General features: G+C 71.3%; 22 protein-coding genes and 2 pseudogenes. 6 read left to right on the forward strand and 18 right to left on the reverse strand.

From position 1 onward, the window contains the following. Positions 1-298 (reverse strand): annotated as a pseudogene (locus ACIPFH_RS35975) (esterase); the annotation flags it as partial. 39 nt (positions 299-337) lie between these two features. Between ACIPFH_RS35975 and ACIPFH_RS35980 the strand changes: the two are divergent. Both ACIPFH_RS35980 and ACIPFH_RS35985 read left to right on the forward strand, forming a co-directional pair. After that, a complete protein-coding gene (locus ACIPFH_RS35980; RefSeq protein WP_401833364.1) occupies positions 338-802 on the forward strand; it encodes a MarR family winged helix-turn-helix transcriptional regulator in 465 nt (154 codons plus the stop codon). Between the two features lie 227 nt (positions 803-1,029). Next, complete coding sequence (locus tag ACIPFH_RS35985) at positions 1,030-2,106, forward strand: helix-turn-helix domain-containing protein (RefSeq protein ID WP_401833367.1); 1,077 nt, start codon at positions 1,030-1,032, stop codon at positions 2,104-2,106. Positions 2,107-2,174: 68 nt separating this feature from the next. On the opposite strand, the gene ACIPFH_RS35990 is transcribed toward ACIPFH_RS35985, so the two are convergent. The 4 genes from ACIPFH_RS35990 to ACIPFH_RS36005 are packed head-to-tail and all read right to left on the reverse strand — an operon-like array spanning position 2,175 to position 5,179. Next, a complete protein-coding gene (locus ACIPFH_RS35990; protein ID WP_401833368.1) occupies positions 2,175-2,924 on the reverse strand; it encodes a D-Ala-D-Ala carboxypeptidase family metallohydrolase in 750 nt (249 codons plus the stop codon). A gap of 49 nt (positions 2,925-2,973) precedes the next feature. Next, entirely contained in the window at positions 2,974-3,393 is a 420-nt protein-coding gene (locus ACIPFH_RS35995) for a hypothetical protein (protein WP_401833371.1), read from the reverse strand. A 26-nt stretch (positions 3,394-3,419) separates the two neighbouring features. After that, on the reverse strand, positions 3,420-3,806 hold the full coding sequence (locus tag ACIPFH_RS36000) for a hypothetical protein (RefSeq protein WP_401833373.1): 387 nt from the start codon (positions 3,804-3,806) through the stop codon (positions 3,420-3,422). Between the two features lie 26 nt (positions 3,807-3,832). After that, positions 3,833-5,179: a GH25 family lysozyme gene (locus ACIPFH_RS36005; RefSeq protein WP_401833376.1), complete on the reverse strand. Its 1,347-nt coding sequence runs from the start codon at positions 5,177-5,179 to the stop codon at positions 3,833-3,835. A 517-nt stretch (positions 5,180-5,696) separates the two neighbouring features. Between ACIPFH_RS36005 and ACIPFH_RS36010 the strand changes: the two genes are divergently transcribed. Next, positions 5,697-7,853, forward strand: a complete 2,157-nt coding sequence (locus ACIPFH_RS36010) for a SpoIIE family protein phosphatase (RefSeq protein ID WP_401833379.1) — start codon at positions 5,697-5,699, stop codon at positions 7,851-7,853. A gap of 336 nt (positions 7,854-8,189) precedes the next feature. On the opposite strand, the gene ACIPFH_RS36015 is transcribed toward ACIPFH_RS36010, so the two are convergent. The 6 genes from ACIPFH_RS36015 to ACIPFH_RS36040 all read right to left on the reverse strand — a co-directional run bounded on the left by ACIPFH_RS36015 (position 8,190) and on the right by ACIPFH_RS36040 (position 14,760). Beyond that, complete coding sequence (locus ACIPFH_RS36015; RefSeq protein ID WP_401833380.1) at positions 8,190-9,374, reverse strand: type III polyketide synthase; 1,185 nt, start codon at positions 9,372-9,374, stop codon at positions 8,190-8,192. 437 nt (positions 9,375-9,811) lie between these two features. After that, the gene (locus tag ACIPFH_RS36020) at positions 9,812-10,786 is read right to left on the reverse strand and encodes an NAD(P)H-binding protein (protein WP_401833383.1); all 975 of its coding nucleotides are present in this window, start codon (positions 10,784-10,786) and stop codon (positions 9,812-9,814) included. Between the two features lie 301 nt (positions 10,787-11,087). Further along, positions 11,088-11,789, reverse strand: a complete 702-nt coding sequence (locus ACIPFH_RS36025; RefSeq protein ID WP_401833385.1) for an SDR family oxidoreductase — start codon at positions 11,787-11,789, stop codon at positions 11,088-11,090. 33 nt (positions 11,790-11,822) lie between these two features. Beyond that, positions 11,823-12,452, reverse strand: coding sequence for a CocE/NonD family hydrolase (locus ACIPFH_RS36030; protein WP_401833387.1), 630 nt, complete (start codon positions 12,450-12,452; stop codon positions 11,823-11,825). Between the two features lie 478 nt (positions 12,453-12,930). Continuing rightward, positions 12,931-13,500, reverse strand: a complete 570-nt coding sequence (locus ACIPFH_RS36035) for a TetR/AcrR family transcriptional regulator (protein WP_401833390.1) — start codon at positions 13,498-13,500, stop codon at positions 12,931-12,933. Positions 13,501-13,653: 153 nt separating this feature from the next. Further along, on the reverse strand, positions 13,654-14,760 hold the full coding sequence (locus tag ACIPFH_RS36040) for a DUF3533 domain-containing protein (RefSeq protein WP_401833393.1): 1,107 nt from the start codon (positions 14,758-14,760) through the stop codon (positions 13,654-13,656). Positions 14,761-15,328: 568 nt separating this feature from the next. On the opposite strand from ACIPFH_RS36040, the gene ACIPFH_RS36045 reads away from it, so the two are divergent. After that, the gene (locus ACIPFH_RS36045) at positions 15,329-16,162 is read left to right on the forward strand and encodes a PIG-L family deacetylase (RefSeq protein WP_401833395.1); all 834 of its coding nucleotides are present in this window, start codon (positions 15,329-15,331) and stop codon (positions 16,160-16,162) included. A 451-nt stretch (positions 16,163-16,613) separates the two neighbouring features. Here the strand turns inward: ACIPFH_RS36045 and ACIPFH_RS36050 are convergent. Both ACIPFH_RS36050 and ACIPFH_RS36055 read right to left on the reverse strand, forming a co-directional pair. Then, positions 16,614-16,796 (reverse strand): annotated as a pseudogene (locus ACIPFH_RS36050) (short-chain dehydrogenase/reductase); the annotation flags it as partial. 405 nt (positions 16,797-17,201) lie between these two features. Beyond that, the gene (locus tag ACIPFH_RS36055; protein WP_401833396.1) at positions 17,202-17,918 is read right to left on the reverse strand and encodes a hypothetical protein; all 717 of its coding nucleotides are present in this window, start codon (positions 17,916-17,918) and stop codon (positions 17,202-17,204) included. Between the two features lie 500 nt (positions 17,919-18,418). On the opposite strand from ACIPFH_RS36055, the gene ACIPFH_RS36060 reads away from it, so the two are divergent. Continuing rightward, positions 18,419-19,819 (forward strand): MFS transporter, encoded by a 1,401-nt coding sequence (locus tag ACIPFH_RS36060; protein WP_401833397.1) that lies wholly within the window; start codon positions 18,419-18,421, stop codon positions 19,817-19,819. Positions 19,820-20,031: 212 nt separating this feature from the next. Here ACIPFH_RS36060 and ACIPFH_RS36065 read toward each other — a convergent pair whose 3' ends face one another. From ACIPFH_RS36065 to lnt, 4 genes are all read right to left on the reverse strand, one after another. Next, a complete protein-coding gene (locus ACIPFH_RS36065) occupies positions 20,032-21,960 on the reverse strand; it encodes a helix-turn-helix domain-containing protein (protein ID WP_401833398.1) in 1,929 nt (642 codons plus the stop codon). A 76-nt stretch (positions 21,961-22,036) separates the two neighbouring features. Further along, positions 22,037-22,840, reverse strand: a complete 804-nt coding sequence (locus ACIPFH_RS36070; RefSeq protein ID WP_401833401.1) for a 3-hydroxybutyrate dehydrogenase — start codon at positions 22,838-22,840, stop codon at positions 22,037-22,039. Positions 22,841-22,894: 54 nt separating this feature from the next. Then, positions 22,895-23,374 carry an NUDIX hydrolase gene (locus ACIPFH_RS36075; protein ID WP_401833404.1) on the reverse strand — a complete coding sequence of 160 codons (480 nt, stop codon included), beginning with the start codon at positions 23,372-23,374 and terminating at the stop codon, positions 22,895-22,897. Positions 23,375-23,400: 26 nt separating this feature from the next. Beyond that, positions 23,401-25,011, reverse strand: a complete 1,611-nt coding sequence (gene lnt / locus ACIPFH_RS36080; RefSeq protein WP_401833406.1) for an apolipoprotein N-acyltransferase — start codon at positions 25,009-25,011, stop codon at positions 23,401-23,403. A gap of 218 nt (positions 25,012-25,229) precedes the next feature. On the opposite strand from lnt, the gene ACIPFH_RS36085 reads away from it, so the two are divergent. Further along, a complete protein-coding gene (locus ACIPFH_RS36085; protein ID WP_401833409.1) occupies positions 25,230-26,306 on the forward strand; it encodes an O-antigen ligase family protein in 1,077 nt (358 codons plus the stop codon). A gap of 25 nt (positions 26,307-26,331) precedes the next feature. Here the strand turns inward: ACIPFH_RS36085 and ACIPFH_RS36090 are convergent, their stop codons facing one another. After that, positions 26,332-26,907 (reverse strand): hypothetical protein, encoded by a 576-nt coding sequence (locus ACIPFH_RS36090; RefSeq protein ID WP_401833411.1) that lies wholly within the window; start codon positions 26,905-26,907, stop codon positions 26,332-26,334. Positions 26,908-26,951: the final 44 nt, after the last annotated feature.

The raw sequence follows: 26,951 nt of genomic DNA on the forward strand, positions 1-26,951 counted from the left end.
TCTCACCCGACTGCACCTCGTCGACCGCCTTACGCCCCTCCGCCGGCGCCAGATCGAAAAGGTACGGCGGGTTCGCGGTCGCCTCGGCGAACGCCTGAGCGGCAGGCTCGAGCACGGGACGGGCGCCGGTGGTGCTGGTGACGGCGTTCATGGCGATCTCCTCGGATCGGGTGCCACGGGCTGGCTCGGGCGGCGGTCTTCGCCGTGGAGCGGCGGCACCCGAGAAGAGTAGCGCGCGATTAAGTCGTGCACAACTAAATATCGCGCTATACAATCGAGGAGACCTCACCGATACGATGTGACCGTCATGCACAGCTCAGAAGCCAGGAGTCGCACCGTGGCCGCAGCCGGAGCCGAACCGACGCGCGACGACGGTTCGCTACTACTGGACGACCAGCTCTGCTTCGCCCTCTACGCCGCCTCGCGCGCCGTCACCGCGCGCTACCGGCCACTGCTGGACGAACTCGGACTGACCTATCCGCAATACCTGGTCATGCTCACGCTGTGGGAGCGGGACTCGATCTCCGTACGGGACCTGGGCGCCAGCCTCCAGCTCGAGTCGAGCACCCTCTCGCCGCTCCTCAAGCGCCTCGAAGCGGGTGGCCTGCTCCGCCGCGAACGGCGCGCGGAGGACGAGCGTTCCGTGGCGATCCGCCTCACCGACTCCGGCGCCGAACTCCGCGAACGGGCCTCCACAGTGCCGCTCGCGATCGGTGACGCCATGGGCCTGACCCCCGAGCAGGACGCCATGGCCAAGCAACTGCTCCGCCTGCTCACCGCCAACGTCAGCCCGGACGCCTGACGTCCGGCACCCGCCCGGCCCTCCGGGCCGCCCGCCGGTCCCGGGGGTGCGGGTTGACACTCTGTCAAATACCGTATTTCAAAAGGGCGTTGACGAATATGTTCTGACAGCGAAAGGCGCACTCACTCCATTTCGCGGTGTAGCTTCTACCCGTCAGTAGGGGCTTGAGCAAGGGTGGAAGTGTGGTTGCCTCTCCGCAAACCGATAGATTCGCCGCCCGTCTCAGGATGCTGAAGGACCGCAGCGGCCGGGGCTACGACCGCCTCGGCAAGGAAGCGGGCGTCAGCAGTTCGAGCCTGCATCGGTACTGCTCCGGCCTCAGCGTCCCGACGGACTACCGGGTGGTGCACGCCTTCGCCAAGGTGTGCGGCGCCAGCGCGGAGGAGCTCCGCGAACTCCACCGGCTGTGGGCGCTGGCGGACACCGACCGGGACGTACCGGCTGTGAGCGCCAAGGAGAACCCGACACCGGAACCGGACGGACCAGCCGTACCCGCGCAGCCCGGCCCCGGGCCGGAGGAGCCTGTCCCGTCGGCGCGGACGAGCCACGGACCGGCCGAAGCCGCCCCTGCGGAGATCACCCCCGACAGGACCGAGGAGCCGCGCCGGTCCCGGGTGCCCGAGAAGCTGACCTCCCGTTTCGCGATACTGGCCGCCGTGGTCGCGGTGGTACTGGTGGCCGGCTTCGTATGGCTGCCCGCCGGACGCCCCGCCAGTGCCTCACCGGCGGCCGGTGCCCCGTCCTCGGCCGGGGACGGGCTGCTGTACTCCCCCGCGTGCCGGTCGGTGAGCATGGGACAGCACGACGAGTGCGTGCGCGAGGTCCAGCGCCTGCTGGTGCGGGCGAAGGGCAGGCTCGCCGTCGACGGGGACTTCGGGCCGGAGACCCTGCGCAGACTGACCGCGTTCCAGGTGCTGACGGGTATGCCGGCCAACAACGTGGTCGACGAGGCCACCAAGAACGCGCTCTACGCGCAGAAGGTCAGCATGGCGACGTGGTCGCCGGCCCGGGTGGCGAAGCGGATCCGTGAGGTGTTCACCGAGGATCCCGGCACGGCCGTGGCCATCGCCCGCTGTGCGTCGTTCCTCGACCCGCTGTGGGTGCTGCCCAACACCAACGGCAGCCGCAACTGGGGCCTGTTCCAGATCTCCGACGCCCGTCTGCGGGAGCTCGACGGCACCCCGCTGCGGGCGTTCGACCCGGAGTGGAACATCAACGCCGCCCACCGTCTGTGGGCCGCTCAGCATGACTTCCACGACTGGCCCTCCTGCGAGGCGGCGCTGAAGGACACGCCGAAGAGCTGAAGCGCGGAGCCCCGGGGACCGCCGCCGCGGTACCCGGGGCCACCCACTCCGGATCACCCGGGGCGGCGTCAGACCGTGCCGCTCTCCCACCACCAGTCACGGCCGAGGTCAGCCCTGCTGTCGACGTGCTGGTGGTCGACGGTATACCGCTCCAGCCCGGAGAAGCCGCAGGTCTCCGCCTTCTGGTAGACGGTCTTGGTGGCCACGCCGGGGACGTCGAGGTCGGCCGCGGTGCCGTACAGGTGCATGCTGTCGCTGGCCCCGCCGATGTCGGCGTTGTGCTCGATGCTGCGGAAGCCGGAGTTGACCGTGATCGGCTTGTCGCCGAGCTTCTTGCGCAGGGCCTCCAGCTTGTACATACAGCGGCGGGCGTTCTCCTTCACCTGGGCCGCGCTCAGCTTGCCGCCGTTGAAGGTGCCGCTCGACTGGTCCACGAACTCGCTCCAGTTGAAGTGAACCGTGGAGCCGTCCGACTGCTCCAGCGCGTTGAGCTTCGCCTGGGTGTTGGGTCCGACGCTGGCGTCGGCGGTGAGACCGTACGCCGCCTGGAACCGCTTCACGGCCGCGGCCGTGCCGGGGCCGAAGTCCCCGTCGACGCCGACCCGGGTGTGACTGGCGCTGTCGGCCGCCCAGCCCGCGACCCGGATCTGCAGCTCGGTCACATCGGCGCCGGTGTCGCCCTGCTCCAGGGTGCGCGACCACGAGTAGGCCTGCGCGACACCCGGGAACAGCAGCTGGCCGAACGCTGCGCCGACACCGGCGGCCAGCGTGCCTCGCAGCATGGTGCGGCGGTCGATGGGACGGAAGGAAGAGGTCATCGTCGTCCTTTCGGGACGGTGGTGCGGGAAGAGGTGCTGCGGGAGGTGGTCAGTAGGCGATCTGGAACGTGACGTTCTGCGCGTCGGTGTCATAGGCGTGCACGCGCAGGACGAAGTGGGTGCCGTCCTTGACGTCGGTGGCGACGGTCGCCCACTCGGTGCCGTGGGTGGAGTACGTGTCGTCGTGGTTGCACTTGGTGGTGTGGTCGACGAACACCACACAGGCGTCCAGGAACGCCCCCTCCGGCGTGTTCGCGCTGAGTCGAATGTTGATGTCACCGCACCGCGAGGACGTGGTGTAGGTGCCGTACTCCTTGGGTGCTGTCTGGTAGTGGTACGTCAGGGTCTTGGCGCCGCCGTAGCAGCTGACCGCGGCGGTCGAGGGCTGTGCGGAGGCGGGCGCGACGCCCACTCCCAGCAACGCGGCCGCGGTGAACACAACCGAGACGAACGCCCTGCTTCCGATCATGGTGGTCTCCGTTCGGGTGAGGGGGGTCAGAAGGCGATCTGGATGGTGGCGGAACTGCCCTCGAGATCCACTCCGTTGGGCACCGTGAACCTGGTGCCGTCCAGGACGTCGGTGGCGATGGTCGTCCAGCTCCGGCGGACTTCGGTCCACCGGTTGCAGACGCCGGTCCTCTCGAACTTCACGCAGGCGACGACGTAGTCCGCGTCGCCGCCGGTGACGCGCATGTTGATGTCGGTACAGCGGCTCGTGGTCCGGTACGGGCCGAAGTCGCGCACGTCCCCGTAGTGCACCGTGACTGCCCCGCCGTAACAGCTCGTGGCGGTGGCGGCGGCGGCCGAGGCCGGCGCCGGAACGGCGAAGCCCAGGGCGACGAGCAGGGCGACGAGCAACGCGCGTGCGAACCGGTCGATCATGGGGGTCCTCCTCGATACGGCCGGGATCACCGGTTGGCCAGCCGGTCCAGATCGGCCTGGGTGCCGTTGAACACGTCCCCGGTCGCCGGCGCCTGGATGCCCGGGAAGAGCGCGGCGTCGGTGTACTGCCACATCGCCCAGGTCGTCGAGCCGCTGGGCACCGGCGGCTGGGTGATCGACTGGCGGTAGTCCGCGAGTTGCAGCGGATACCGGGCGAAGGCGGTGGTCGAACCCAGGCAGTCGTCCAGGAAGGACTTCTGGGTGTAGATGACCGGTGTACGGCCGAACGCCGCCTCCACCCTGTCGAGCCAGACCCTGGCGTCGCCCACCGTGCCGTAGGTGGGACAGCGTCCGCTGCCGTCGTCCATGCGTTCCAGGTCGAATATGGGCGGCAGGTCGCCCGCGCGCTGCCCGGTGTAGCCGGTCGCCCGAACCGCGGCGATGAACCGGTCGGCCTGCGCGCCACCCGTGTCGGGCGACGTGCCCGTGTAGAAGTGGTAGGGCGCGACGGCCAGCCCCGCCGCCCTGGCCGCCCCGAGATCGGTGGCGAGGTATTCGTCGGTGACGTTCAGACCCCGGGTGGCCTTGACCGTCGCGAACTCGACCCCCGAGGCCCGTACGGCCTTCCAGTCGATCGGCGCGCCGCCGGGGTGCTGGTACTTGGCCGTGTCCAGGCCGTCGATCGGGTAGCCGGCGGGACGCGGTGGCGCGCAGTACGTGTCACGGCTGGACCAGTCCGTCAGTTTCGCCCAGGTGTTCGGGCCCACGGTGCCGTCGGCACTGAGGTTGGCGCAGTGCTGGAGCTCGATGACGCGGGCCTCGGTCCCACCCCCGAAGTCTCCGTCGATCGTCAGCGGCGGATGGTGGAACGGCTCCATGGCCAGGTTCAGCCGGCACTGGACCTCCTCGACCTCGACGCCCTTCGCTCCCCGCTTCAGCGTCGGACGGGTGTCGGTGTGGCCGCACACGGTCGTCTGCGTCGTGCGCGACGCGCCCTGGTTCGCACAGCTGTGCGGTTGCGCGGCCCAGGTGTTCAGCGCCGCCCAGGTCTGCGGGCCGAGCACACCGTCCACGCCCAGCCCGGCGCACCGCTGGAACTCCTCGACCCGCGTCTCCGTCGCCGACCCGAACGAGCCGTCCGCCGCGATCGGTGTGTACCGGCTGGGCTTCGTCGCCAGGTTGAGCTCGCACTGCGCCTCGATCGCCGAGTCCCCCGTCGATCCCCGCTGCAGTGTGGGTTGTGCGCTCGTGTGCCCGCAGACCGCGACCGCGGTGGCAGCGGACTCCGCCGCCTGCACGGCGGTGGGCCCGTATCCGGCAAGGACCGCTGCCACGGCGAGGGTCAGACCCCGCAGAAGCGTCCTTCGTCCCATGTGATGTTCCCCCCTCGAGAGTGACCGGGAGCCCCCGGCTCAGGTCATGCTGGCAGCGGCCGTCCGTAAGCGGATCGACTCGCCCCGGATCGGGATGCCGGGACAGTCCCACGCCTGTGACCTGCGGAAACGGATCACCGCTGGGATGCGTGTGGGATACGGACGGCGCACGGGGCGCTGGAGGCCGATGCGCCGGCACCTGCCCTGCGGACGGGGCCCGCCGCTCACCCGCCCCCGCGCGCGCCCCCACGGCGGACTCGGACCGGCCATCACGGTCGGCGCGCGGTGGAACCGCGGTGGCCGTCGAATCCTGGCGGGCGGTGCCCCGGCCGGGTGAGCGTGGCCCCACCGACCGCGGTACTCCCGCACTGTCGGCGTTCACCGCGCGATCCGCTGGTGTGTGCGAAGCGACCCCCGGTGTTATTCAATGAGGTGTGCGGTCAGGGATCTCGGGGCCCCGTCGCACGGGTCCGAGTAACGACCCCGGCGCTGCGCCGGGGATTGCCGAGAGAGCCGCATGGACTCCACGCCCTCGCCCTCATCGCCGTTCGAGCTGGTCAGCAGCGCCCTGGGGCGCTACATCCCGCGCGGCGGATCGGCAGCGGCCACCGGTCCCGATGACGCGCAGGATGACCGCGCCGCCCGCCCACGCGCACCGGACAACCCGGCAGCCGACCGTCACGACCAGATCCTCGGCGTCGTCAACCTGGACGGGGATCTGAGAATCACCCGCTGCAATCTCGACGCCGCCGTGTTCGCGGGCCTGGACCCCGTGGCCGGGAGCGCTTTCGCCGATCTCCTGCCTCCCGGGGACATACCGACGGTCACCCGGCGGTTGCGGCAGGTCCTGGAGATCGGTGAGGCGCACGTCGCCCGGATCCAGCGCCTGCGACGCGGCGACGGGTCGGAGCTGGTGGTCTCGATGAGCATCCTGCCCGCCGCGGCGCCTCAGGAGGGCCTGACCGTCTCCTTGATCGCCATGGCCAGACGGCTGCACCTGTACGCCGCCGAGACCGCGATCGGCACCTCGCTGGACATCGGCGAGACCGCGCAGTCGCTGGCGGAGTCCCTGCTGGCCTGGGGAGACGTGGCCGCCGTCGACCTCGACTTCGCCGTGTGGACGGGCGAGGGAGTCACCGAACAGGCGCAGGGGCGAATCCGGCTACGGCGGGCAGCCCTGGTCCCGGACCGCGTGTGGCCCGAGGGTTACGTGACTCCGGGCGGTGATCTGCCGAGCGACGCGAGTCGCCTGCTGGCGCAGGCGGTACGCCGGGACGACGCCCCGCAGGCCATCGTCATACCGGACCGGGAGGCGGTGGAGCGGCTGCTCGGCAGTCCGCGAGTGATCCGTGCCCTGGTGCCCGGTGACCGGTCGGCGGGGGTGGCGTGCATACCGCTGGTCCTGGACGGCGCGCCGCCGGTCGTGCTGGGCGTGGCGGAGGTCTGGCGGCGGGCGGACTCCTCCTTCCGCGACAGCGAGTTGTTCGACCTGCAGGAACTGGTGGCCAGGACCGCCCATCACGTCGACCTGGCTCGTCAGCACCAGCGCGAGCACACGCAGGTGCTGGCGTTGCAGCGCCGGCTGCTGCCCCGGAGCGGCGGCGACACCCTTGAGATCGCCAGCGTCTATCAGCCCGCCACCCCCGACAGCGCCGGTGTCGGCGGCGACTGGGTGAACAGTTTTCCGCTGCCGGACGGCCGTACCGCGCTGGTGGTCGGCGACGTCGTCGGGCACGGCCTGGGAGCCGCGGCAGCCATGGGCCAGCTGAGCATGGAGGCGCGCGCACTGCTGTCCGCGGGGCTGGCACCCGACGAGGTGCTGGAGCATTTGGACGAGACCGTGACGCTGCTGGACGACGCGGAGTCCGGGCTGGCGGCCGGCTACAGCGCCCTCGGCTCCACCTGCTGCATCGCCCTCTACGACCCCGTCAGCCATCAGGTGACGCTCTCCAGCGCCGGTCACCTTCCCCCGGTCCTGGTGCTTCCGGACGGGCACGCGGGCCCGCTCGCTGTCCGCCCTCACCCCGGCCTGGGCGCCGAGTTCGCGTTGCGTGAGCCGTTCGAGGTGCACACGTTCGGCGCGCCTCCCGGCTCCCTGCTCGCCCTCTACACCGACGGCCTGGTGGAGGACCGGGCCCTGTCGATCGACGAGGGCATCGGCAGGCTGGCGGAGGCCGTGTCCACGGTGCATCCCTGGGACGCCCTGCAACAGGCCGCGCGGCACGTCGTCTCCACGCTGGCGCCCGTGCGTCAGCGCGACGACGTGACCCTGCTGCTCGCGCGCATGATCGGCTACCGAAAGGGGGACACCGCGACCTGGCGGCTGCCCGCCCGCGACGACGCGCCCGCCCGTGCCCGCGCCCACGTCTCCGCGCTGCTGCGGCGGTGGCACACCACGGGCCACACCCGGGACGACGTGCCGCTGCTGGTCAGCGAGCTGGTGACGAACGCGGTGCGCTTCGCCACCGGGCCCATCACGATCCGACTGATCAGGGCCCGTCACGGTCTGCTGTGCGAGGTGGGCGACACCGGCAACGGCAGGCCACGTCTGAGCCCTGGCGGCCTCCTCGACGACGGCGGGCGCGGCCTGCACATCGTGCACAGGCTCACCACCCGGTGGGGGGTGCGGTGGACGGACACCGGCAAAGTGGTCTGGGCGGAGGTCGCGAGGTGACGCGGCTGCCGGCGGGGCGCGGCCGGGGTACACGACCGCTGCGCGGGTAGGTGCGTCGTGCGCGTCAGCCGACGCCGCCGACAGTGCGGACGGCGCCCTCAGCGGTAGGGGTGGCGTGGCCGGTGACGCGAGCGGCGCCCTTCGCGGTAGAGGTGGAGTGGCAGGTGACGCGAGCGGCGCCCTTCGCGGTAGAGGTGGAGTGGCAGGTGACGCGAGCGGCGCCCTTCGCGGTAGAGGTGGAGTGGCAGGTGACGCGAACGGCGCGTCTGCCGGTTCGGGGGGAGTGGCCGGTGACGCGAGCGGCCCGCCTGCCGGTTCGGGTGGCGCGGGCTCGCATTACAGCCATTCCCCTTCCAGGGCGGTGGCGGTGAGGCCCGGTGCCGCCGCGTACAGGACGGCGCGATCGCCCGGCTTCTGCCCGGCGTCGTGCGCCCGCCTCACGATGTCGAACACGGCGGCGCCTCCGCGGTTGCCGCTGGTGTAGCTGTCCCGGCTGTACTCCAGCAGCCCCGCCGGCCATGCGTCGGGCATCGTCTGCTCCATGTACTCCAGCACCCGGGTCCCGCCGGGGTGCGCGAGCAGCACGTCGGGGTGCCAGGAGTCCGGGTCGTCCTGGTAACGGACGCGCAGCCACTCCCACATCGCGGTGACCGTCTCCTGTACGGCGCGCGGCCCGCGCCGGTCCATCACGAAGTGGGCGCCGTCCGCGCGTGTCTCCAGGCGGTGCAGGTCCTGGGTGCCGGGCAGGGTGTGGTGCCAGGCGGCGTCCAGCCGCAGCACCGACTCGCGCCTCGGGCGGCCCGTGACCACCGCGGCGACCGCGGTGTCCGCGAACAGCAAGCGGACGATCAGGGACTCGATGGTGTCGTCCGCGGGCTGGTAGGTGGTGCTCAGCGCCTCCGCGATCACGACCAGGACCACCCGTTCGGGGTCCGCGGCCACGAGATCCGCCGCCAGGGCCAGGGAGCGGGTTCCCGCGATGCAGGCCCACTGCGTGGCCGGCAGCAGCATCACGTCGTCGCGCAGCGAAAGCCTGTTGGCCAGGGAGACGTCCAGACCCGGCAGCGCCGGGGTGGTGGAGTGACTGGTGATCAGACAGTCGACGTCCGCGGCGTCCAGCCCGGCGATCTGCAGGGCCCCGCGCGCCGCGCGCTCCCCGTAGGACTGCACGGCCTCCCAGGCCGGGGCGGTGCGCTCCTGGACGGTCTGCGGCGTGGGTATCGCCTCGAGGGCGGCGATCACGCGGTCCACGTCCTGCTGGGTGAACCCGTCGCGTGCCAGCGCCTTTTGGGCGGGCTCGATGCCGACAGCCCGCAGGCCGCCGCCGTCGCCGGGCGCGACGGCGGTCTCCAACGGCAGCATCCACCCACGGGACTCGATGCCCGTACTTGCCGCGATGCCGTCGATCCGCGGTGCCCACGCCGCGTGCGGGTGCCGGTCGCGCACCTCCGCCACGATCTGGCTGGTCTCCACGGCGTGCTCACCGTGTATCACGGCAGGAGGACAGAGGTAAGCGGCCATGATGGGCACCTTTCCAGGGGAACGAGGAGGAACGTCACGAGGGCTGCGTCATGGGCCACTTCGGAACTGCGCGCCCATGCCGATGGGCTCCGCTTCGGGAGCCGCTCGCCTCGTCGAGCATGGACGCCAAAGGGACATTTCCGCTGTGACTCAGACAACTTGGGCGGCTCTCAGGGGGCGTGATACGGCACACACCACTGAAAACGGGGCCCTCGGACCGGTCCGGTGCCTTCAGCGCCGCGGTCGCCCCCACCTACCTGGCTCGGTACCCGGCGAGGTCGCCACAACAGCGCCACCGGGCACACCGTTCCGCGTCCGGCACCCCGCCGATTCCCTCATGCCTGGGCAGGTGCTCCCAGAAGGTGCGTTCGGCCACCCGCACGCGTCGAAGGGCGGGATCCGACGAGCTGGAGCGATGGCCCGGATCGCTGAGCGGTTCAGGCAGCCGCGAGCCTCCGGATGCGCGGATGGTTCTCCAACGCCCACCGCACGGTCTTCGGCGGGCGTCCGAGCAGGGTTTCGAGCTGGTCGGTGACGCCGCGGTATCCGCCGCCGCCCATCAGCCGGGTCAGGGTCTTCAGGTGCTCCGCGATGTGCGGGAACGCGGCCAGGGCGGTGTCCACATAGGTCTCGTTCCAGGTTTCGACGTCTTCGGGGACGTAAGCGACCTGGCGTCCCAGTGCGGCCGCGTAGTCCTGCGCGAACCCGTGCATGTCCTTCAGTTCCGGGCCGTTGAGGGCGTAGGACTTCGAGACGTGCGGCGCCGGCTCCGCGAGGATCCTCACGCACAGCTCCGCCACGTCGTAACCAGCGACGGGCGCGAGCCGGTGGTCACCGAAGGGCAGACGCAGTTCACCGTTGCCCAGCGGTTCCAGCGCCAGCCAGGTCATCAGGGGGTTCTCGACGAACATGGCCGCCCGGATGTTGACGGTCGGGAGGCCGGACCACTCCAGCACCTGCTCGGCGACCCAGTGGGCCCGTTGCTGCGGCGACCAGTTGGCGACGAGTCCGCCGAGCCACGCACGTCGTTCTTCCTCCGGCGCGGTCATCCTGTCGAACGTCATGAACGACTGCTCGTACTCGGAGATGTTGACGAAGACCTCGATGTCACCCCGCGCCCGCGCCGCCGCGGCCATCAGGCTGACGGCGTCGGTGTAGTACGGCGACAGGCTCATGCTGAAGTAGATGCGTCGGACGCCCTTCAACGCGGCGCTCACATCGGCAATGGTGAGCAGGTCGCCGACGAAGACCTCGGCACCCGCCTGGCGGAGCGAGTGCGCGCGCTCGTCGTCCTGGCGCACGAACGCCCGCACCGGGTGCCCCTGTTCGAGCAGCATGCCGACCATCGTTCGGCTCACACCACCGATCTCGCCGGAGGCACCGGTGATCAGGATGGGATTGCGCTCAGGCATCAATGTGTCCTCTGTCCGGTGGGGGGAGTCAGTTGTCGAGAAGCCACGAGGCGGATGCCGCGCGGCCTCATCGGGACGCGGGGCCGTCGACGCCGGCGAGCCGAGGAGTGCGGTGTCGACCGCGGCGGGACGCTCCTGCTGTGTCCAGTGGCCGCAACCCGGCAGCACCACCGGGCCGTGCAGAAGAGGCGCGACAGCGGTCAACGGGTGCTCCGGCCCGCCCTGGCCACGGAAGCTCTCGGTCGGCGAGCTGCCCCCGTCCGCGGTGCCTGATCTCCTTGCGGTGCGTGAGTGCGTGCCGCTACTTCGCCAACTGGGCGTACATGGCTTCCAGGTCGGCGGACAGCTGGGACTTGACCCAGCGGGTGGTGTCGTCGGCCAGCACCTCGTACGCCCCTGCCTCGATGCCGTCGAGTGCGGCCACGGCGATGTCGCGGGGGTCGGCCTTGGGTGCGTCGACGCCCGAGGTCATGTCGGTGTCCACGTAGGCCATGTGGAGCCCGGTCACCGCTATGCCGCGCGGCTGCAACTCCAGACGCAGCGAGTTGGTCTGCGACCACAGGGCGGCCTTGGAGGCGCCGTAGGGCGTGCCGTCGGCCAGCCAGGACAGAACGGAGTGGGCGTTGAGGATGTGACCCCCGCCGTTGCGCTCGATGACCGGCACGAAGGCCCGGGTGACCAGCAGCGGCCCGTAGAAGTTGGTATCCAGATCCCGGCGCACCTCCTCCATCGGGGAGTTGAGGTACGAAGCGCGGACGGAGGCCCCGGCGTTGTTGATCAGGATGGTGACGTCCTGGGCCTGCTCGGCGGCGGCTGCCACGGATGCCGGGTCGGTGGCCTCGAGCGCCAGCGCAACGGCATCGGGGTGGGTCACCGTGCGCGGGTCACGGGCCGTGGCGTAGACCTTGCCGGCGCCGCGCGCGTAGAGCTCCTCGACCAGCACCCTGCCGATGCCCCGGCTGCCTCCGGTGACGAGGACGTTGGCGCCCTTGATTGCTGTCATGACTACCTCCACCAAGATGAAAACCGATCGGTTTCACCACTGTAAACCGATCGGTTTCGTCATGCAAGTCGGTTGAGCGGCGGATGACCACGGCGTGCGGTGTCGCCGTGGAGCCGGGCGCCCGCCTCCGCCGCGTGGATCTCCGGCGCGTCCCATGGGACCGGAATTACCGGCAGGACGATGCGGGACGGCCGGGCGGGGTCGTGGAAGACCTGCTGGTGGGCCACCCGGGCCGTGGTCGCGGTCTCTTCGGGGTCGCCCGTGTTGAGGTTGCGGTCCCAGCACGGGAAGTTGCTGGAGGACCTGGACCCGTATCCGGTGGCCCGCCCTGAAGACGATGCTGGTCGACCACAGGTCCACGACGTGCTCGGCCGCCTCACCCGGTGCCGCCGCGCGCACCCTCACGATGCCGTCGGCCACGTTGAGCGAGACGCCGTTCTCGTCGACGTCGCAATGGCGGGCCACCCAGTCGGTCGAGGGCCCGTCCGTAGCCGCGAAGAGCACCGCACGGACGCGGCCGGTCACCTCCAGGTCCTCGGCGAGCGGTTCCGTGGTGAAGACCAGGACGTCCTCGCGCGCTTCTACGGCAGTCTGGTCGAGCGGCCCGGGACGGAACTCTTCGGTCATCAGGAGTGCGCCGCCGGTGGTCGGCGCCGGATCCATGGGGTCGTAGGTGAAACCTCGGGCTGCTCGGCGGTGGACGGCGGATCCTGCGTCAGGCGCCCGTCCGCGCGCAGGTGGAAGTCCGTGTCCACGGCCCGCGACAGGGGTCCGTGTCCACGGCCCGCGACAGGGGCCATTGCGTCTCCTCGTGCCACTGGTTGATCCCCATGACGCGGACGCAGGGACACCCCGTCGTCGCGGCCGCCGAGGCAGAGGACGATGCGAGACCGGCGAACTCGTCCGGGCCGGCTGGATGAGACTGTGGGAGACGGTGCGTCTGTCGCTGGGTGCCGATGTCCACGCGACCACAAGCTTCTACGCCTGTGGCATGGTCGGCGACACTCCTACGGCCATCGGGCTTTCCTCGGACGGCCGGAAAGCAGGGGCGTGAAGCCGTCGGCGCTGCTCGGGCCGCCGGAGACGGGCTTCGACCCGAAAGAGCGCTTCGGTCTCCGGGCCTGCTCGCACACGGGGTACGTCAGCGCATGCCTGCCGCATCGAGCAGGGTGTCCACCGTGGGTGCGATGAGCCCGGTCAGGTTGTCGGCCTGGATTCCCGCGCGGGCGCTGGCGCCGTCGAAGACCAGGATGAGCTGCCGGGCCAGCAGGTCGGGTTCGCTCGCGCCACCCCGTTCGGCCTCGCCACGGAAGAAGGCCGTCAGGTTCGCCTTGATCCGGTGGGCCACCCGGCTCGCGGGGTGGGTCTGATCCTTGAGCTCGATCTGCACAGCCAGGTACCGGCAGCCTCGGAAGTCGGGCCCACCCGCCTGCGACTCCACCCGCTCGAAGACGTACAGGATCCGCTCGCGGGGGGAACGGCCATCGTCCGCCGGGGGCAGGAGGGTCGCCACGAAGTCAGCGGCACGCTCCTTCAGGCTCGCCGCCAGCAGTTCGTCCTTGCTCTCGAACAGTTGGTACATGGAGCGCTTCGACACCCCCGCCGCCTTGCACAGCGCCTCGACGCCGATGCCGACGCCGTCGCGGTAGGTGAGCGTGGCCGCCGCCTCCAGCAGCCGCTCTCTGGGACTTGGCTTCACGTTGGTGGTCATATCGTGAGGTTAACTCGCATCGGACGAAATAGAAACCGATCGGTTTCAAGGCCCAGCCGCCGGGGCTCTGAGTGGCTTTCAGGCGTCCGCCCGGCGCCGGGCGCATCCCCGGCACTCCGCACAGTGGCCCCGTCCTGGGTGAGCCGCGTTCCGCTACGCCGGGGCAGCGGCCTGATCGGGCTCCGTCTCGGCGGGGATGCGGTGCAGCCCCTTGCGGTCGTACCAGCTGGTCATGCCGAAGCCGAAGAGGACGGCCGCCACGAGGCCGACGGCCATCATGACCCAGCCCCGGGTCGGACCGGCGTCGGCCTGGGCGTCGCAGTACAGGATCGAGCGGATGCCGCCGGTGATCTGCCGCAGCGGCTCGAACTCCGCCAGGAAGCGGTAGAAGCCGGGCAGCGCCTGAATCGGCGTGGTGGCGTTGGCCGTCGGCACCGCCATCCCGATGAAGACCAGCGTGACCACCAGCATGCCGGGCGTGCCGAACACGGCGAGGAGGGTGAGCGCGCCGGTCCCGGCGACGGCAATGGCGCACACCGAGTACAGCCACAGCAGCGGCAGGTGGGAGGCGTCCATGCCCATGAGGCCGACCGCGCCCGCCATGACCAGCGTGCCCATCAGCAGGGACAGCCCGGCCATGAGGGTGCCGCCGATGGCGAGGGTCTGCACCCGCGTCGCGCGGACCAGCGGGCGGTGCAGGCGCAGTGGGCCCATGTCGTTGTGGGTGTAGCCGAGGGCGTGGTCCACCTGGCCGCTGATGACGTTGGCGGAGAGCATGCCGCAGACCACCAGGACGAGCGCGTAGTAGAACGCCGTCAGACCCAGGCCACTGTGCGCGTCGAGCGGGTGGCCGTCCCTCACCGTGACGGCGGCCGGGTCGGCCAGCAGGACGCGTGCCGCGGCGGGCAACTGCGCCTGTCCGGCCCCACTCCGGGCCGTCAGCTCCCTGCCCACCTGGAGCGAGGCGCTCTCGGCCGCCTGCGTCGTCGCCGTCCTGGCCAGAGCGGAGCCCACGCTGCCGGCGGACTGGTTGGTCAGCACCGTCAGCGTCGGGCGGGCCGGGGCCCCGGTGGTCGCGGCGCCGGTGGTCGCGGCGCCGGTGAGTGCGGCGCCGGTGGTCGCGGCGCCGGTGAGTGCGGTGGTGGCGGAGGTGAAGTCGGCGGGGGCGACGAGCGCGCCGTACAGCTTGCCCTTGCCGAGTTCCTCCTTCATCTCCTTCTCGTCCATCACCTTCCAGTCGACTCCGGTCCTGGACAGCACACTCGTATCCGCAGCGGGCCGGACAGCTTCATTGCGGGCCGGCGACCCTCGGAACGTCCGCTCTCGGCCCACATGGCCGCCGACGGAACCGGAGGTGCGGACGCGGCACCCTGCCGGGACTCCGACTGGTGAAACCGGTCGGTTTCAGCTCCATGGTAAACCGACCGGTTTTCAATTTCCAAGCCGAGGCGCCGCCCCATGTCCCAGCAGCACAGGAGGCCGCCCGCCCACACCGTCCCTTTCGTCGGGTCGCCTCGAGCCGCGACTGGAGCGGCTCGCTTCAGGTCGCGCAAGCCCTCCGGGACCGTCGCGCCGAACACGGCCATCAGGGCCTCCCCGCCCAACCGAAGGCGGTCCGCCCGGGCTTGCCCTTCCAGAAGCGGTCTATCCGGCCGGGGCTCGTGCTGAAATGATCACTTCGGAAATGATCAGTTGAAGGTCAGCAGCGGGTGAACCCGGGCCGGTCGGATCCTGGGGACGCCGGACGGACTCGGCGGGCTGCGGGCGGTCACGTTCCGCTGTGCCGCAGACTGGCACCGACCGCTTGACCGAACAGGGGATGGATTTCATGGCTGACCGGCCTTTGACGCTGATGGCAGTGCACGCCCACCCGGACGACGAGGCCACGGGAACCGGGGGTGTCCTGGGGCGTTATGCGGCGGAGGGCATCCGCACGGTACTTGTCACATGCACCGACGGTGGCTGCGGTGACGGTCCGGGGGGCGCCAAGCCGGGCGACCCCGGGCATGATCCGGCCGCCGTTGCCGTGCTGCGTCGAAGCGAGCTCGAAGCGAGCTGCGACGTCCTGGGGGTCGGTCATCTTGAGCTGCTCGGGTACGCCGACTCCGGGATGATGGGCTGGCCGGCCAACACCGCGCCCGGATCGTTCTGGAGTACGCCCGTGGAGGAGGCAGCCGCTCGGCTGGCCGAACTGATGCTGCGCTACCAGCCGGATGTCGTCGTGACCTACGACGAGAACGGGTTCTACGGCCACCCCGATCACATCCAGGCGAACCGGATCACGATGGCAGCGCTGTCGCTGACCGGGATGGCGTCGAAGGTGTACTGGACGACGGCTCCGCGCTCGATGATGAAGGAGTTCGGGCAGATCATGCGCGAGTTCGGCGGGGACTGGGAGGAGCCGGATCCGTCCGAGGCCGAAGAGGGGCCCGAAATCGGCCTGCCCGACGAGGAGATCACCACGTGGGTGGACACCACCGACTTCGCCGGCCAGAAGTTCGACGCGCTGGCCGCGCATGCCAGCCAGGGTGAGAACATCTTCTTCCTGCGGATGGGCAAGGAGAGGTTCACGCAGCTCATGGGCGTGGAGACGTTCGTGCGGGTCCACGACACCACCGGTGCGCCCCTGCCCGAGAACGACCTCTTCGCCGGCCTGCGCTGAGCTCCGGCCGGCGGCCGTCCCGCGGACACACGGAGAACCGCGGGCAGCACACGCTGGGCCCCGAAGGAGCGTGATCTCCTTGATGTGTGACTCGTCGCCGGGCCGCAGCAGTTGCGCCTCCTCGAACGGCCGGTAGCCCACCCGCGCCGGGCAGAACAGCGTGTACGCGTCGCCCTCGCCGGTCCGAGTGTGGCGGCGGATGTCCTCGACCGCCGTGAACGCCGAGGTCAGGAAGGAGCGCAGCCGGTCAGGTCCCTCGAGCCGGAACCGCTCGGTGAGCGGCGAGCCGAGCACGACGTCGCGGCCCAGGCACGCGGCCGCGGCGTCGACGTCACCGCGATCCGCGGCGGACGCGGCGGCGCGCCGGCTCGCGACGGTGGCGGAGTGCGGGTCTCGGACATGGGCCTCTCCCGGTCCCGACGGCGTGATGGGGGTTCGCGGGTGGCGGGTGTCAGCCGGCCAGCTTGTTCGTCTTGCGGATGTGCCTGTCGAAGGCCCAGGCAGGAACAAAGGGGAGCAGGCGCGCTCGTCCGGCCATGGGGCCGGCGGTGTAGCGCAGTTTCGGCTTCGCGTCGGTCGCTGCCGTGACGATCGCCTTGGCGACAACGGCGGGGGCGTCGCCGTCCTGTGGTGCCGATGTCCACCCCCGCGACCGCTCCCCCACCCCCCGCCAGCCTCAAGCGCACCGTCGCCGCCAGCCTCATCGGCACCACCATCGAGTGGCACGACACTCATTCGATCGGGGCTAGGACCTGCAGAGTTGCCTTCTTGGCACCCTGCAACTCAGCACCGACCCAGCACCGGAACCCAACCGGGCCGGTCAAGGGCGGCAGACGAGAGTTCGGCCCGACAGCGGAGCTGCCCCAGAGGCCAGTAGGTCTGACAGATCGTAGTCAACTTCTCGCACCCCAGCGCCATCGCGCGTCGCTCCGTCATCGTCATCGCATGTGCGCCTTCGCCTCATCGACGGGCCGTTCATCACGGCTCTCACACATGCCGTCTTGCCGGCCCACGCGATAGCGCCGATACCTTTGCTGCGTCACGCGTGGTACAGCACCCGCACAACCATCGTGTCGGCAGGAAGACCGTCCAGGTAGCCGTTGAACATGCGCTCGTGATCGGGGCCGCCGCCCTCCACCCACCGCCCGTCGAGGGTGAGCAGGGCGGGGGTGGGCAACACGGCGGCCACGTGGCGGGAGACGTACGTCTCGAGATCCTCGTCGAAGTGGTAGGCGGGGTCGGAGCCGAACCGCTCCTCCAGGGCGGGGTCGGACTCGATAGCCCGGATGAGGGGCTGCTCCCGGAAGGCGGTCACGGCCTCCTCCCTGGCGTGTTCGGGGTCCAGGGTCCTGGCCCGCTCGGCGAAGTGGTGGAAGGGAAGCGCCGGCGGGTAGCGATCGGAGAAGGTCTGGTAGGCCGTCCAGGTGTCGCCGGCCCGGCGGGCCTCGGCGGCGCGGGGCGTGTCGAGGTCGAGGATGCTGCGCGGGCCGCCGTGGCAGCGGGAGGGCGGCAGGTCCTCCGGGGGTTCGGTCCAGTCGTCGTAGCGCACGAGCCGGGGGTCCTCCTCGTGGCCGGGCAACACGTCGAAGAGACAGCCCGCCCCCGAGACGAACCAGTAGCTCCACTCCCCCACCCAGTCCGGATGGGGACGGTCCTCACGGTCGTACCGGAAGGGGTCCATGGCCTGCCCGATCGCCTGCTTCAACCCTTCGGGGCCTACGGGCGGCAGACAGACGGTGATGCGCTGTTTGCCCATGGTGTTCGCTCCTGTGGTGCAGTCCGTGCTCGGTGCGGGTGGTGTGGTGCGCGGCCCACCTTGGCAGGCCGCGCCGGTCAGGCGGTGGGCGGAGGCCCGCAGGAGACGACGACGTCGTCGCAGCCGCGTCCCAAGGTCTTCCAGCCCTCCCGGATGAACGTCAGGTCGCCGAGAACGCCGGCGCCTGCTGGGTAGCCACGCCACTCGCTGTAGGTGCGCAGGGCGGACTTGCTGAACTCGTCGTCGCTCCTGCCCCAGGCGGCGCCCGAGTAGTCGTAGCGCGTCGACTTCCGGGCGGAGACGCCGGTCTACACATCCCGGACGGCACTCGTTTCGACGACCGTCGAGACCCCGAACCGCGTGTCCGTGAGCCGGCATGGTGGCCACACGCATAGCCGACCCTCGAACTGTGTTGCCCCACCACATGTGCCCCTGACCTGCGGATTCCTACGGTATGGCGACACGAACCCGTCCCCGCCAACCGCTTGGAAGTGGTGCCGATGTCCACCCCCGCGACCGCTCCCCCACCCCCCGCCAGCCTCAAGCGCATCGTCGCCGCCAGCCTCATCGGCACCACCATCGAGTGGTACGACTTCTTCCTCTACGGCTCCGCCGCCGCCCTCGTCTTCAACAAGCTGTTCTTTCCGGGCTCCGACCCGCTCGTCGGCACGCTCCTGTCGTTCCTGACCTACGCCGTCGGTTTCGCCGCGCGGCCGCTCGGCGCGCTGGTCTTCGGGCACTTCGGGGACCGGCTCGGGCGCAAGAAGCTGCTGGTGCTCAGTCTGCTGCTGATGGGCGGGGCGACCTTCGCGATCGGGCTGCTGCCGACGCACGCGACCGTCGGGAGCGCCGCGCCCGTGCTGCTGACCGTGCTGCGGCTGGTCCAGGGCTTCGCGCTCGGCGGTGAGTGGGGCGGAGCCGTTCTGCTGGTGTCCGAGCACGGGGACGCGCGGCGGCGCGGTTTCTGGGCCTCGTGGCCGCAGACGGGCGCGCCCGCAGGGCAGTTGCTCGCGACCGGCGTGCTGTCCCTGCTGACCGCCGTGCTCTCCGACGCCGCCTTCGCCTCCTGGGGCTGGCGGATCCCCTTCCTTCTCTCCGGCGTGCTGGTGGTCGTCGGTTTGTGGATTCGTCTGTCTGTCGATGAATCCCCTGTCTTCCGGCAGGCGTTGGAGAAGGCCGAGGCCCGCAAGGCGGTGCGTTCGGCGGAGGCGGAGCCACTGCCTCTGGTGTCGGTGCTGCGGCACCACTGGCGTGACGTACTGGTCGCGATGGGCGCGCGTATGGCGGAGAACATCTCCTACTACGTCATCACCGCGTTCATCCTCGTGTACGCGACCACCTCGGCAGGTGTCTCCAAACAGACGGCGCTCAACGCCGTACTCATCGCCTCCGCCGTGCACTTCGCGGTGATTCCCGCCTGGGGTGCGCTGTCCGACCGGATCGGGCGGCGCCCCGTGTATCTTCTGGGCGCCGTCGGGATCGGGCTCTGGATGTTCCCCTTCTTCTCACTGGTCGACACCGGCGCGTTCGGCAGCCTCGTCCTCGCCGTGACGGTGGGCCTGGTTCTGCACGGGGCGATGTACGCGCCCCAGGCCGCCTTCTTCTCCGAGATGTTCGCGACCCGTATGCGCTACTCCGGCGCTTCCATCGGCGCCCAGTTCGCCTCGGTGGCGGCAGGCGCGCCGGCGCCGCTGATCGCCACCGCACTGCTGGCCGACTACGACAGCTCCACGCCGATCGCCCTGTACGTGATCGCCGCGGCCCTGGTGACGGTCGTCGCCGTGGGAGTCGCCAAGGAGACCCGTCACCGCGACCTGGCCGACAGCGATCCGGCCGGCGGCGGGCCCGCCGCCGGCCCGGAACACACGCAGGCTCCCGCGACGGACGCGCGCGCCGTCTGAATCCCGGTCCCGTATCCCCGCCCACCCCCGCGCAGCCGCCTCCGTACGCCGCCCGCGCGTACGGAGGCCGACGCGTTCGGAGAGCCGTAGGTTCGGAGGTCCGTACGTCAGGGTGCGGTGCGGTGCGGGTCGACGGCGGTGCGGGTCGACGGCGGTGCGGGTCGACGGCGGTGCGGGGTCGAGGGTGGCGCAGGGATCAGCGCGGTCCAGGTTCAGTGTGGCGCAGACGTCGACAACCTGTGCAGTCGCAGGGCGAGTTGAATCTCCAGTACGCGGGCGGGGCTCTGCCAGTCGTCGCCGAGGAGACGGCCGACGCGTTCGAGCCGCTGGGCCACCGTGTTGACGTGAACGTGGAGTTCGTCCTTGGTTCGGGCCGGGCTCATGCCGGCGGCGAAGTACGCGTCGAGGGTGCGCAGCAGGTCGGTACCGCGCCGCTCGTCGTAGGCCACGACCGGGCCTATGGTGCGGTCCACGAAGCCCGCCACGTCCCGGTCGCCCGCGAGGAGCAGCCCCAGGAAGCCGAAGTCCTCGGCGGCCGCCCCGTCGCCGGAACGGCCCAGCAGCCGCAGTGCGTCGAGGCAGCGGCGGCCCTCCGCGTACGCGGCGACCACCGTGTCCGGGTCGGCGGCGAGGCCGCGCACCGGCGCGGACGCGCCGACGGTGACCGCTTCGTGGACGGCGGTGCCGAGGTGCAGCGCGGTACGGCGGGCAAGCTCCGTCGCGGTGTCGCCGTGTTCGAGGGGCAGCAGCAGGACGGTGCCGCCGTCGCGGGTGGCTGCCAGGCCGTGCCGGGTGGCGGCGAGGTGCGAGGCGGCGGACCACAGGCGTCGGCGTGCGGCCGCCTCCTGGTCCGCGTCGGGTGCGGCGGCGTCGAGGCGGGCCGCGAGCACGACGTGGGTCGCGTCGAGGTCGGCGTGCAGCCGGGCGGCGCGCTCGCGCAGCAGGCGCGGGTCACGGTCGCGGGCCTCGAGCAGGTCGTCGAGGAGCTCGCCGCGAACGCGTTGTTCGGCCTCGGCGGCGGAGCGTCTGGCCAGGAGCAGCAGGGAGGTGACCATCGCGGCCCGCTCCAGGGTGCGCTGGTCGACCGGGTCGAGGTCCCGGTGGCCGCGCAGCACCAGAGCGCCGAGCAGTTCTCCGCCCGCTGCCACCGCCGCGATCCAGTCGTCCTGATGGCGTACGGCGTGGCCTTCCGCGCGGGATGCCTCCAACGCGTCGGGCGGTGCGCTTTCCAGGAACTCCACGGTGCCGTCGAGTACTTGGGACACGGCGGCGGCCACGTCGTGGACCCCGCCACCGCGCAGGACCAGTTCGGCCAGCCGGTCGTGGACGTCGGAGGCGCGCTCGATGACCGCGCTGCGGTCCCGGATGATCTCGTTGGCGTGCTCCAGGCCGGCCAGGGCCGAGCGCGTCTCGGTGAGCAGGTTGGCCGTGTCGATGGCGGCCGCGGCGAGCGCGGCGAAGGACGCGAGCAGGGCGATCTGTTCCCGTTCGAAGACCCGGGCGCGCCGGTCGGCGGCGAACAACACCCCGATGACATGGGGCCCCAGTGTGAGTGGAACGCCGAGAATCGCCACCAGTCCCTCGTCACGTACGCCCGCGTCGATGGTCGTCGTGTGCCGGAAGCGGTCGTCGCGGAAGTAGTCGTCGGTGACGTAAGGGCGGGCCGTCTGGGCGACCAGGCCGCCGAGTCCCTCGCCCATGCCGAGGCGCAACTGCTGGAAGCGGGCGGCGACCGAGCCCTCGGTGACCCTCATGTACGTGTCGCCCCTGGCCGGGTCGTGCAGGCTGAGGTAGGCGATGTCGGTGCCGAGCAGCGAGCGGGCCCGTTGCACGATCGCCTGGAGAACGGCGTCCACGTCGCGTGGGCCCGCGAGGTCGTGGGCCGTCTCGAAGAGCGCCGACAGCTCGGCCTCCCGTCGGCGTCGGCCCTCGAGTTCCGAGCGCACCCGCAGTGCGAGCAGCTTGGCGTGTTCGAGTGCCGCGATCCGCTCGCCGTCCCCTCCCTCGGCGCGCGCGAGCAGCACGGGCCGGTCGTACGCCTCGGCGGCCGCACCCCGGGCGAGCAGCTCGAGGAACGGCGCGTCGGCGTCGTGGACGGGGCCGAGGGCTGCCGTGGCGCCCTTCACGTGATCGCGGGACATGCTCTCAGGATTCCTCATCGCCGGGCCGCCCCGTCAGCCCTGTGGACAACTCCGTCGGCGGGGGCCGACAGGGGGTTCAGTGTGCGGTCCAGCCGCCGTCGAGGACCAGCGAGGCGCCCGTCACGAAGGACGCCTGCGGGCCGCACAGGTACGCCACGGCCTCGGCGACCTCCTCCGGTTCGATGAGCCGTTTGACGGCGCTGTCCCGCAGGAGCACGTCGACCAGCACGCGTTCTTCGGGGACGCCGTGTGTCCGTGCCTGGTCGGCGAGCTGCCGCTGCACGAGCGGGGTGCGCACATAGGCGGGATTGACACAGTTGGAGGTCACCCCGTGGGGCGCGCCTTCGAGGGCGGCGGTCTTGGAGAGGCCCTCGAGACCGTGTTTGGCGGCGACGTACGCCGACTTGTAGGCGGAGGCGCGCAGTCCGTGCACGGAGGACACGTTGACGATGCGGCCCCAGCCCTGCCCGTACATGTGGGGCAGGGCGCCGCGGATGAGCCGGAAAGGCGCCTCCAGCATCACGGTGAGCACCGTGTGGAAGACGTCCGGCGGGAAGTCCTCCAGGGGCGACACCCGCTGCAGTCCCGCGTTGTTGACCAGGACGTCGGTCCCGGCGGCGGCGAGTTCGGCGGCGTCCAGGTCGGTGAGGTCCAGGGCGTACGGTTCGACCGCGCCGGGCAGGCCGGCCGCACTCGCGGCGAGCGTCTCCAGTCCTGCCGCGTCCCGGTCGACGGCGCGGACCGTGGCCCCGGCAGCCGCGAGCCGCAGCGCACAGGCACGTCCTATGCCGCCTGCCGCACCGGTGACGAGAGCGGTGCGACCGCCGAGGTCGAGGAGTGGGGCGGCGGGACCGGGGGCGGCGACCTGGGGCGAAGTCATGGGCCGACCCTAGGCAGAGTGAGCTCCTCGCCCTATGTGGTCACCGCCCATACTTCATTCGGAAGGCGTGGTCTCGAACCACGTGGGTTCGTCGGAGAGCGCCTGCTTGATGGGGAACAGCTGCGAGTCGCGCATCGGCGGCAGGGCGTCCAGCGCGAACCAGTCCACCTCGACCGACTCGTCGTCGTTGATCCGTGCCTCGCCGCCCACGGCCCGGCAGCGGAAGGTGATGTCCATGAACTGGCATCGGTCGCCGTTCGGGTACTCCACCTCCCGGCCGGCCCGGACCATGACGATGCGTTCGGGCACGCAGTGCACGCCTGTCTCCTCGTGCACCTCCCGGACCGCACAGTCCGCGGGCTGCTCGCCCGGGTCCGGGATGCCCGAGATCAGGCACCACTGATGATTGTCCGCACGCCGGCCGAGCAGCACCCGCTCCTCGTCGTCGAAGACGACAGCGCTGACGCCGGGCAGCCAGAGCAGTTGGTGGCCCGCGGAGGCCCGGATGTCGGTGATGAAGTCAGGAGTCGCCATGCGGCGACCCTATCCGGGCCGCCTGTTCAGCCGGTCGCGCCGCGTCGGGAGCGCAGCCCGGCGCCGATCGCCCATCCCAGGCCGCCCACGGCGACGAGCACCAGGGCGATCTCGGGCAGGATGCCCAGCTTCGTCGCAGGCGTCTCCGAGGAGCGCAGCGGCACCTTCTGCACCAGGGAGTCCGCCACGAACATGCCGGTCTTCTGGGTGATCCTGCCGTCCGGCATGATGATCGCGCTGACGCCGCTGGTCACGGGCACCGTGACGGTGCGGCTGTGCTCGACGGCGCGGACGCGCGACATGGCCAGCTGCTGGTAGGTCATCTCGCTGCGGTCGAAGGTGGCGTTGTTGCTGGGCACCGAGATCAGCTGGGCGCCGTGGGTGACGGTGTCGCGCACGGCCCAGTCGAAGGCGGCCTCGTAGCAGGTGGCGAGGCCGACCTCGGTGCCGTCCATGTCGAAGACGCCCGGCTTGGAACCCCGGCTGAAGTCCTGGCGGACCATGGAGGTCCAGTTCTCGTTGATGGCGCCGATGAGCGAGCGCAGCGGGAGGTACTCGCCGAACGGCTGGACCTGCCGCTTGTCGTACGTCTGGGTGGGTCCCTTGACCGGGTCCCAAAGGATCTGCTCGTTGTAGAGCTTGCCGTCCCGCTCGACGACTCCGCCGACCGAGATGGGCGCCTTGATCGCCTTGGCCGCGTTGTCGATGACGACGGCTGCGTCGGCGTAGGCGAAGGGGTCGATGTCGGAGGAGTTCTCGGGCCACAGCACGAAGTCGGGCTGGGGGACCTTGCCCGCCTTCACCTCGGCGGCCAGGCGCTCCGTCTCGCGCGCGTGGTAGTCGAGCACGGCGCGGCGCTGGGCGTTGAACTCCAGGCCCAGACGGGGGACGTTGCCCTGGATGACGGCTACCGTCGCGGTGCCGTCCTCCGCCTTGTCGCTGACCAGCGGACGGGCGGCGACGGCCGCGACGACCGGGACGGCCACGCCGAGCAGCGCAAGAGCGGCCGCCGACCGCCGCACCTCGCCCGTGCGCCGCCGCTCCAGGACGAGGCGCACGACCTCGTACAGGCCGAAACCGCACAGGACGACCGCGAAGCCGAGTACGGGGGTGCCGCCCACCGCGGCCAGGGGCAGGAAGACGCCGTCCGCCTGGCCGAAGGCGATCTTGCCCCAGGGGAAGCCGCGGAAGGGCACACGCGCGCGTGCCGCCTCGCCGGCGATCCAGAGCGCCCCCGCCCACAGCGGCCAGGCCGGCAGCTTCGACACGGTGGCGATGCCGACGCCGACCAGCGCGACGAAGACCGCCTCGATGGCCACCAGGGCGAGCCAGGGCCCGGGGCCGACCTCGACGCCGGTCCACACGAGGAGCGGCAGCAGGAAACCCAGCCCGAAGAGGTAGCCGAGGCCGAGGGCCGCCTTCCAGCTGCGCCCGCGCAGCACCCAGCCCAGGACGGCGAAGGCCGGCAGCGCCAGCCACGACAGGGTGCGCGGCGGGAAACTGACGTAGAGCAGCACTCCGGAGAGCGCCGCTGCGGCGGCCGGGACGAGGCGCAGGAGCCGGGCGCCGCGCGGAGCCCGCGCGGCCTGGGGCTCCAGCTGGTCCGGCTGGCCCACGGAAGTAGCGGTGACGGTCACTCCGGGAGTGTACGGCGAGTGACCTTTTGGCCGACAGCACAGTCCGCGGGGCGGCCCGCGATTGCCATACAAGCCGACGCAACTCATCCACAAACCGCACACCAGCCGTTACGGTGTGGCAGAGCTCCGGTCGCGCGGGTGACCGGGGTCCGTCACGGCTCAGGGCCGTCACGGTCGGGGGGCGACCGGTTCGGGGGGACGGGGTGGGTTCCACGGGGATGTCGTCCGCGGCCGACGCGGACGGAGAGAGAAGAAACGTTTCCGACGCGGCGGGCGTGGCCGTGCTCGGGGCCTGCGCGATCTGGTCCCTGGTCACCGCCGCCGTGCACGACGGACGGCCCGAGGGTGTGCTGCTCGCGGTGCTGGCGCTGGCCGCCGGCTACGCGGCGGGGCGGATCCTCGGCGTGTTGCTGCCGGTCGCCGCGCCCTGCGCCGGGGCGCTGGCCGGGCTCGCTCTGTCGGTGACCCGGCCCCGGCTCACCTCGGGCCCCGACGTCGTCGCGCCGCTGGGCCATGCCGGTGCCACCGCCGCGGTGCTGACCCTGTCGGCCGGTGCCGCGTGTTGCGCCGCATGGGCGACGCCGGTGCCCGCGCTGCGGTTCGGGCTGCGGCTGCTCGCCGGAGGCAGCGCGGTCACCGGGGCTGTGCTGGGCTCGACCACTGCTGTGGTGGCGTGCTGCGCGGTGCTGCTGTGCTCCCTGGCCGCGGGCGGGATGCGCCACCGGGGCCCGGGTCTCGCGGGCCTGGCGGTGGTTGCCGCCCTGGTGACCGGCCTGACCTGGGCGGTCGCTGCGGACGCGCTGTCCGGCGGCCTCGTCGGCCCGCTGACGGACCGGTTGACGCCGCACCGGGTCGACCTGTGGCGCGAGGCGCTGGGCATGGCCCACCGGGAGGCCGGTCTCGGCGTGGGCCCCGGGCGCTTCGGAGAGCTGAGCAGTACGGCGGCCCGGGCCACGCTGTCCGACGGCAAGCCGCACTCGGCGCCGCTGCAACTGGCGGCGGAGCAGGGTGTCGTCGGTGTGCTGTTGCTCGCCGCGGTCTTCTGCTGGGTGCTGTTCGCGCTGTGGCGTGCGCCGCGGCCCACTCCGGTCGTCCTCACCGCGGGTGCCGCGCTGACGGCTCTGGCCGCCGTGGCCGCGATCGGCAACGCGCTGAGCTTCACGACGGTGTCGGTCGGCGCCGGTCTGCTGGCCGGGCTGGCCACGGCCCGGCCCCTCGCCGAGGAACCGGCGGCGCCCGGAGTTCGGTCGGAACCCGACCGGGACCTGCAGCACGGCGACCGCCCGGCCGCCTGACCTCGGCGCGTACCCGGTGCGGGCGTCAGGGCCGGGTGTCCGGGGCGCCCGCCCGCAGCCGGTCCCTGATGACGCGGACCGCCGACTCGGCGTCGTCCACGGTGATCGTGAACGTGTGACCGTCCCAGAGCCGCAGCACCACGCCCTCCCCGCGGCGGACCACGACGGCCGTGCCCTTGTCGGGCCGCCAGCGATAGCCCCAGCCGCCCCAGTGGCGCGGAGTGACCAGCGGTTCGAAGTCCGCGCCCGCCACATGGGCCAGCGGGATGCGACGGCGTGGCAGCCCGATGTGGCCGCAGCGCACTTCGAGAGACTCCCGGTCGAGCTTCAGATCGACGTGCACGAAGGCGAGGGTGCCGAAGAGAACGAGCAACCCGGCGGCGATACAGCCGACGACGGACATGGCGAGCGGGGCGACTCCGGACGTCCACGCGGATTCGACGGCGAGCTCGATGCCGAGCGCCAGACAGGCGGCGCCCACGAGTGCCAGCAGCCACTGGAACCGGTTGGTGGCGCGCCCGGTCCAGACGTCGGGATGCGGAGCGTCGCGATGCGGGACGTCGGGAAGCGGGATGCTCTCGTCGTGGGGATGGTCCCTCATGTTCATGAGGTTACTCAGGTTTCGCTGGGCCGGTAGTCCGTTGC

Origin of the sequence: Streptomyces sp. NPDC088157 (assembly GCF_044741545.1) — a bacterium.
Lineage (GTDB): Bacteria > Actinomycetota > Actinomycetes > Streptomycetales > Streptomycetaceae > Streptomyces.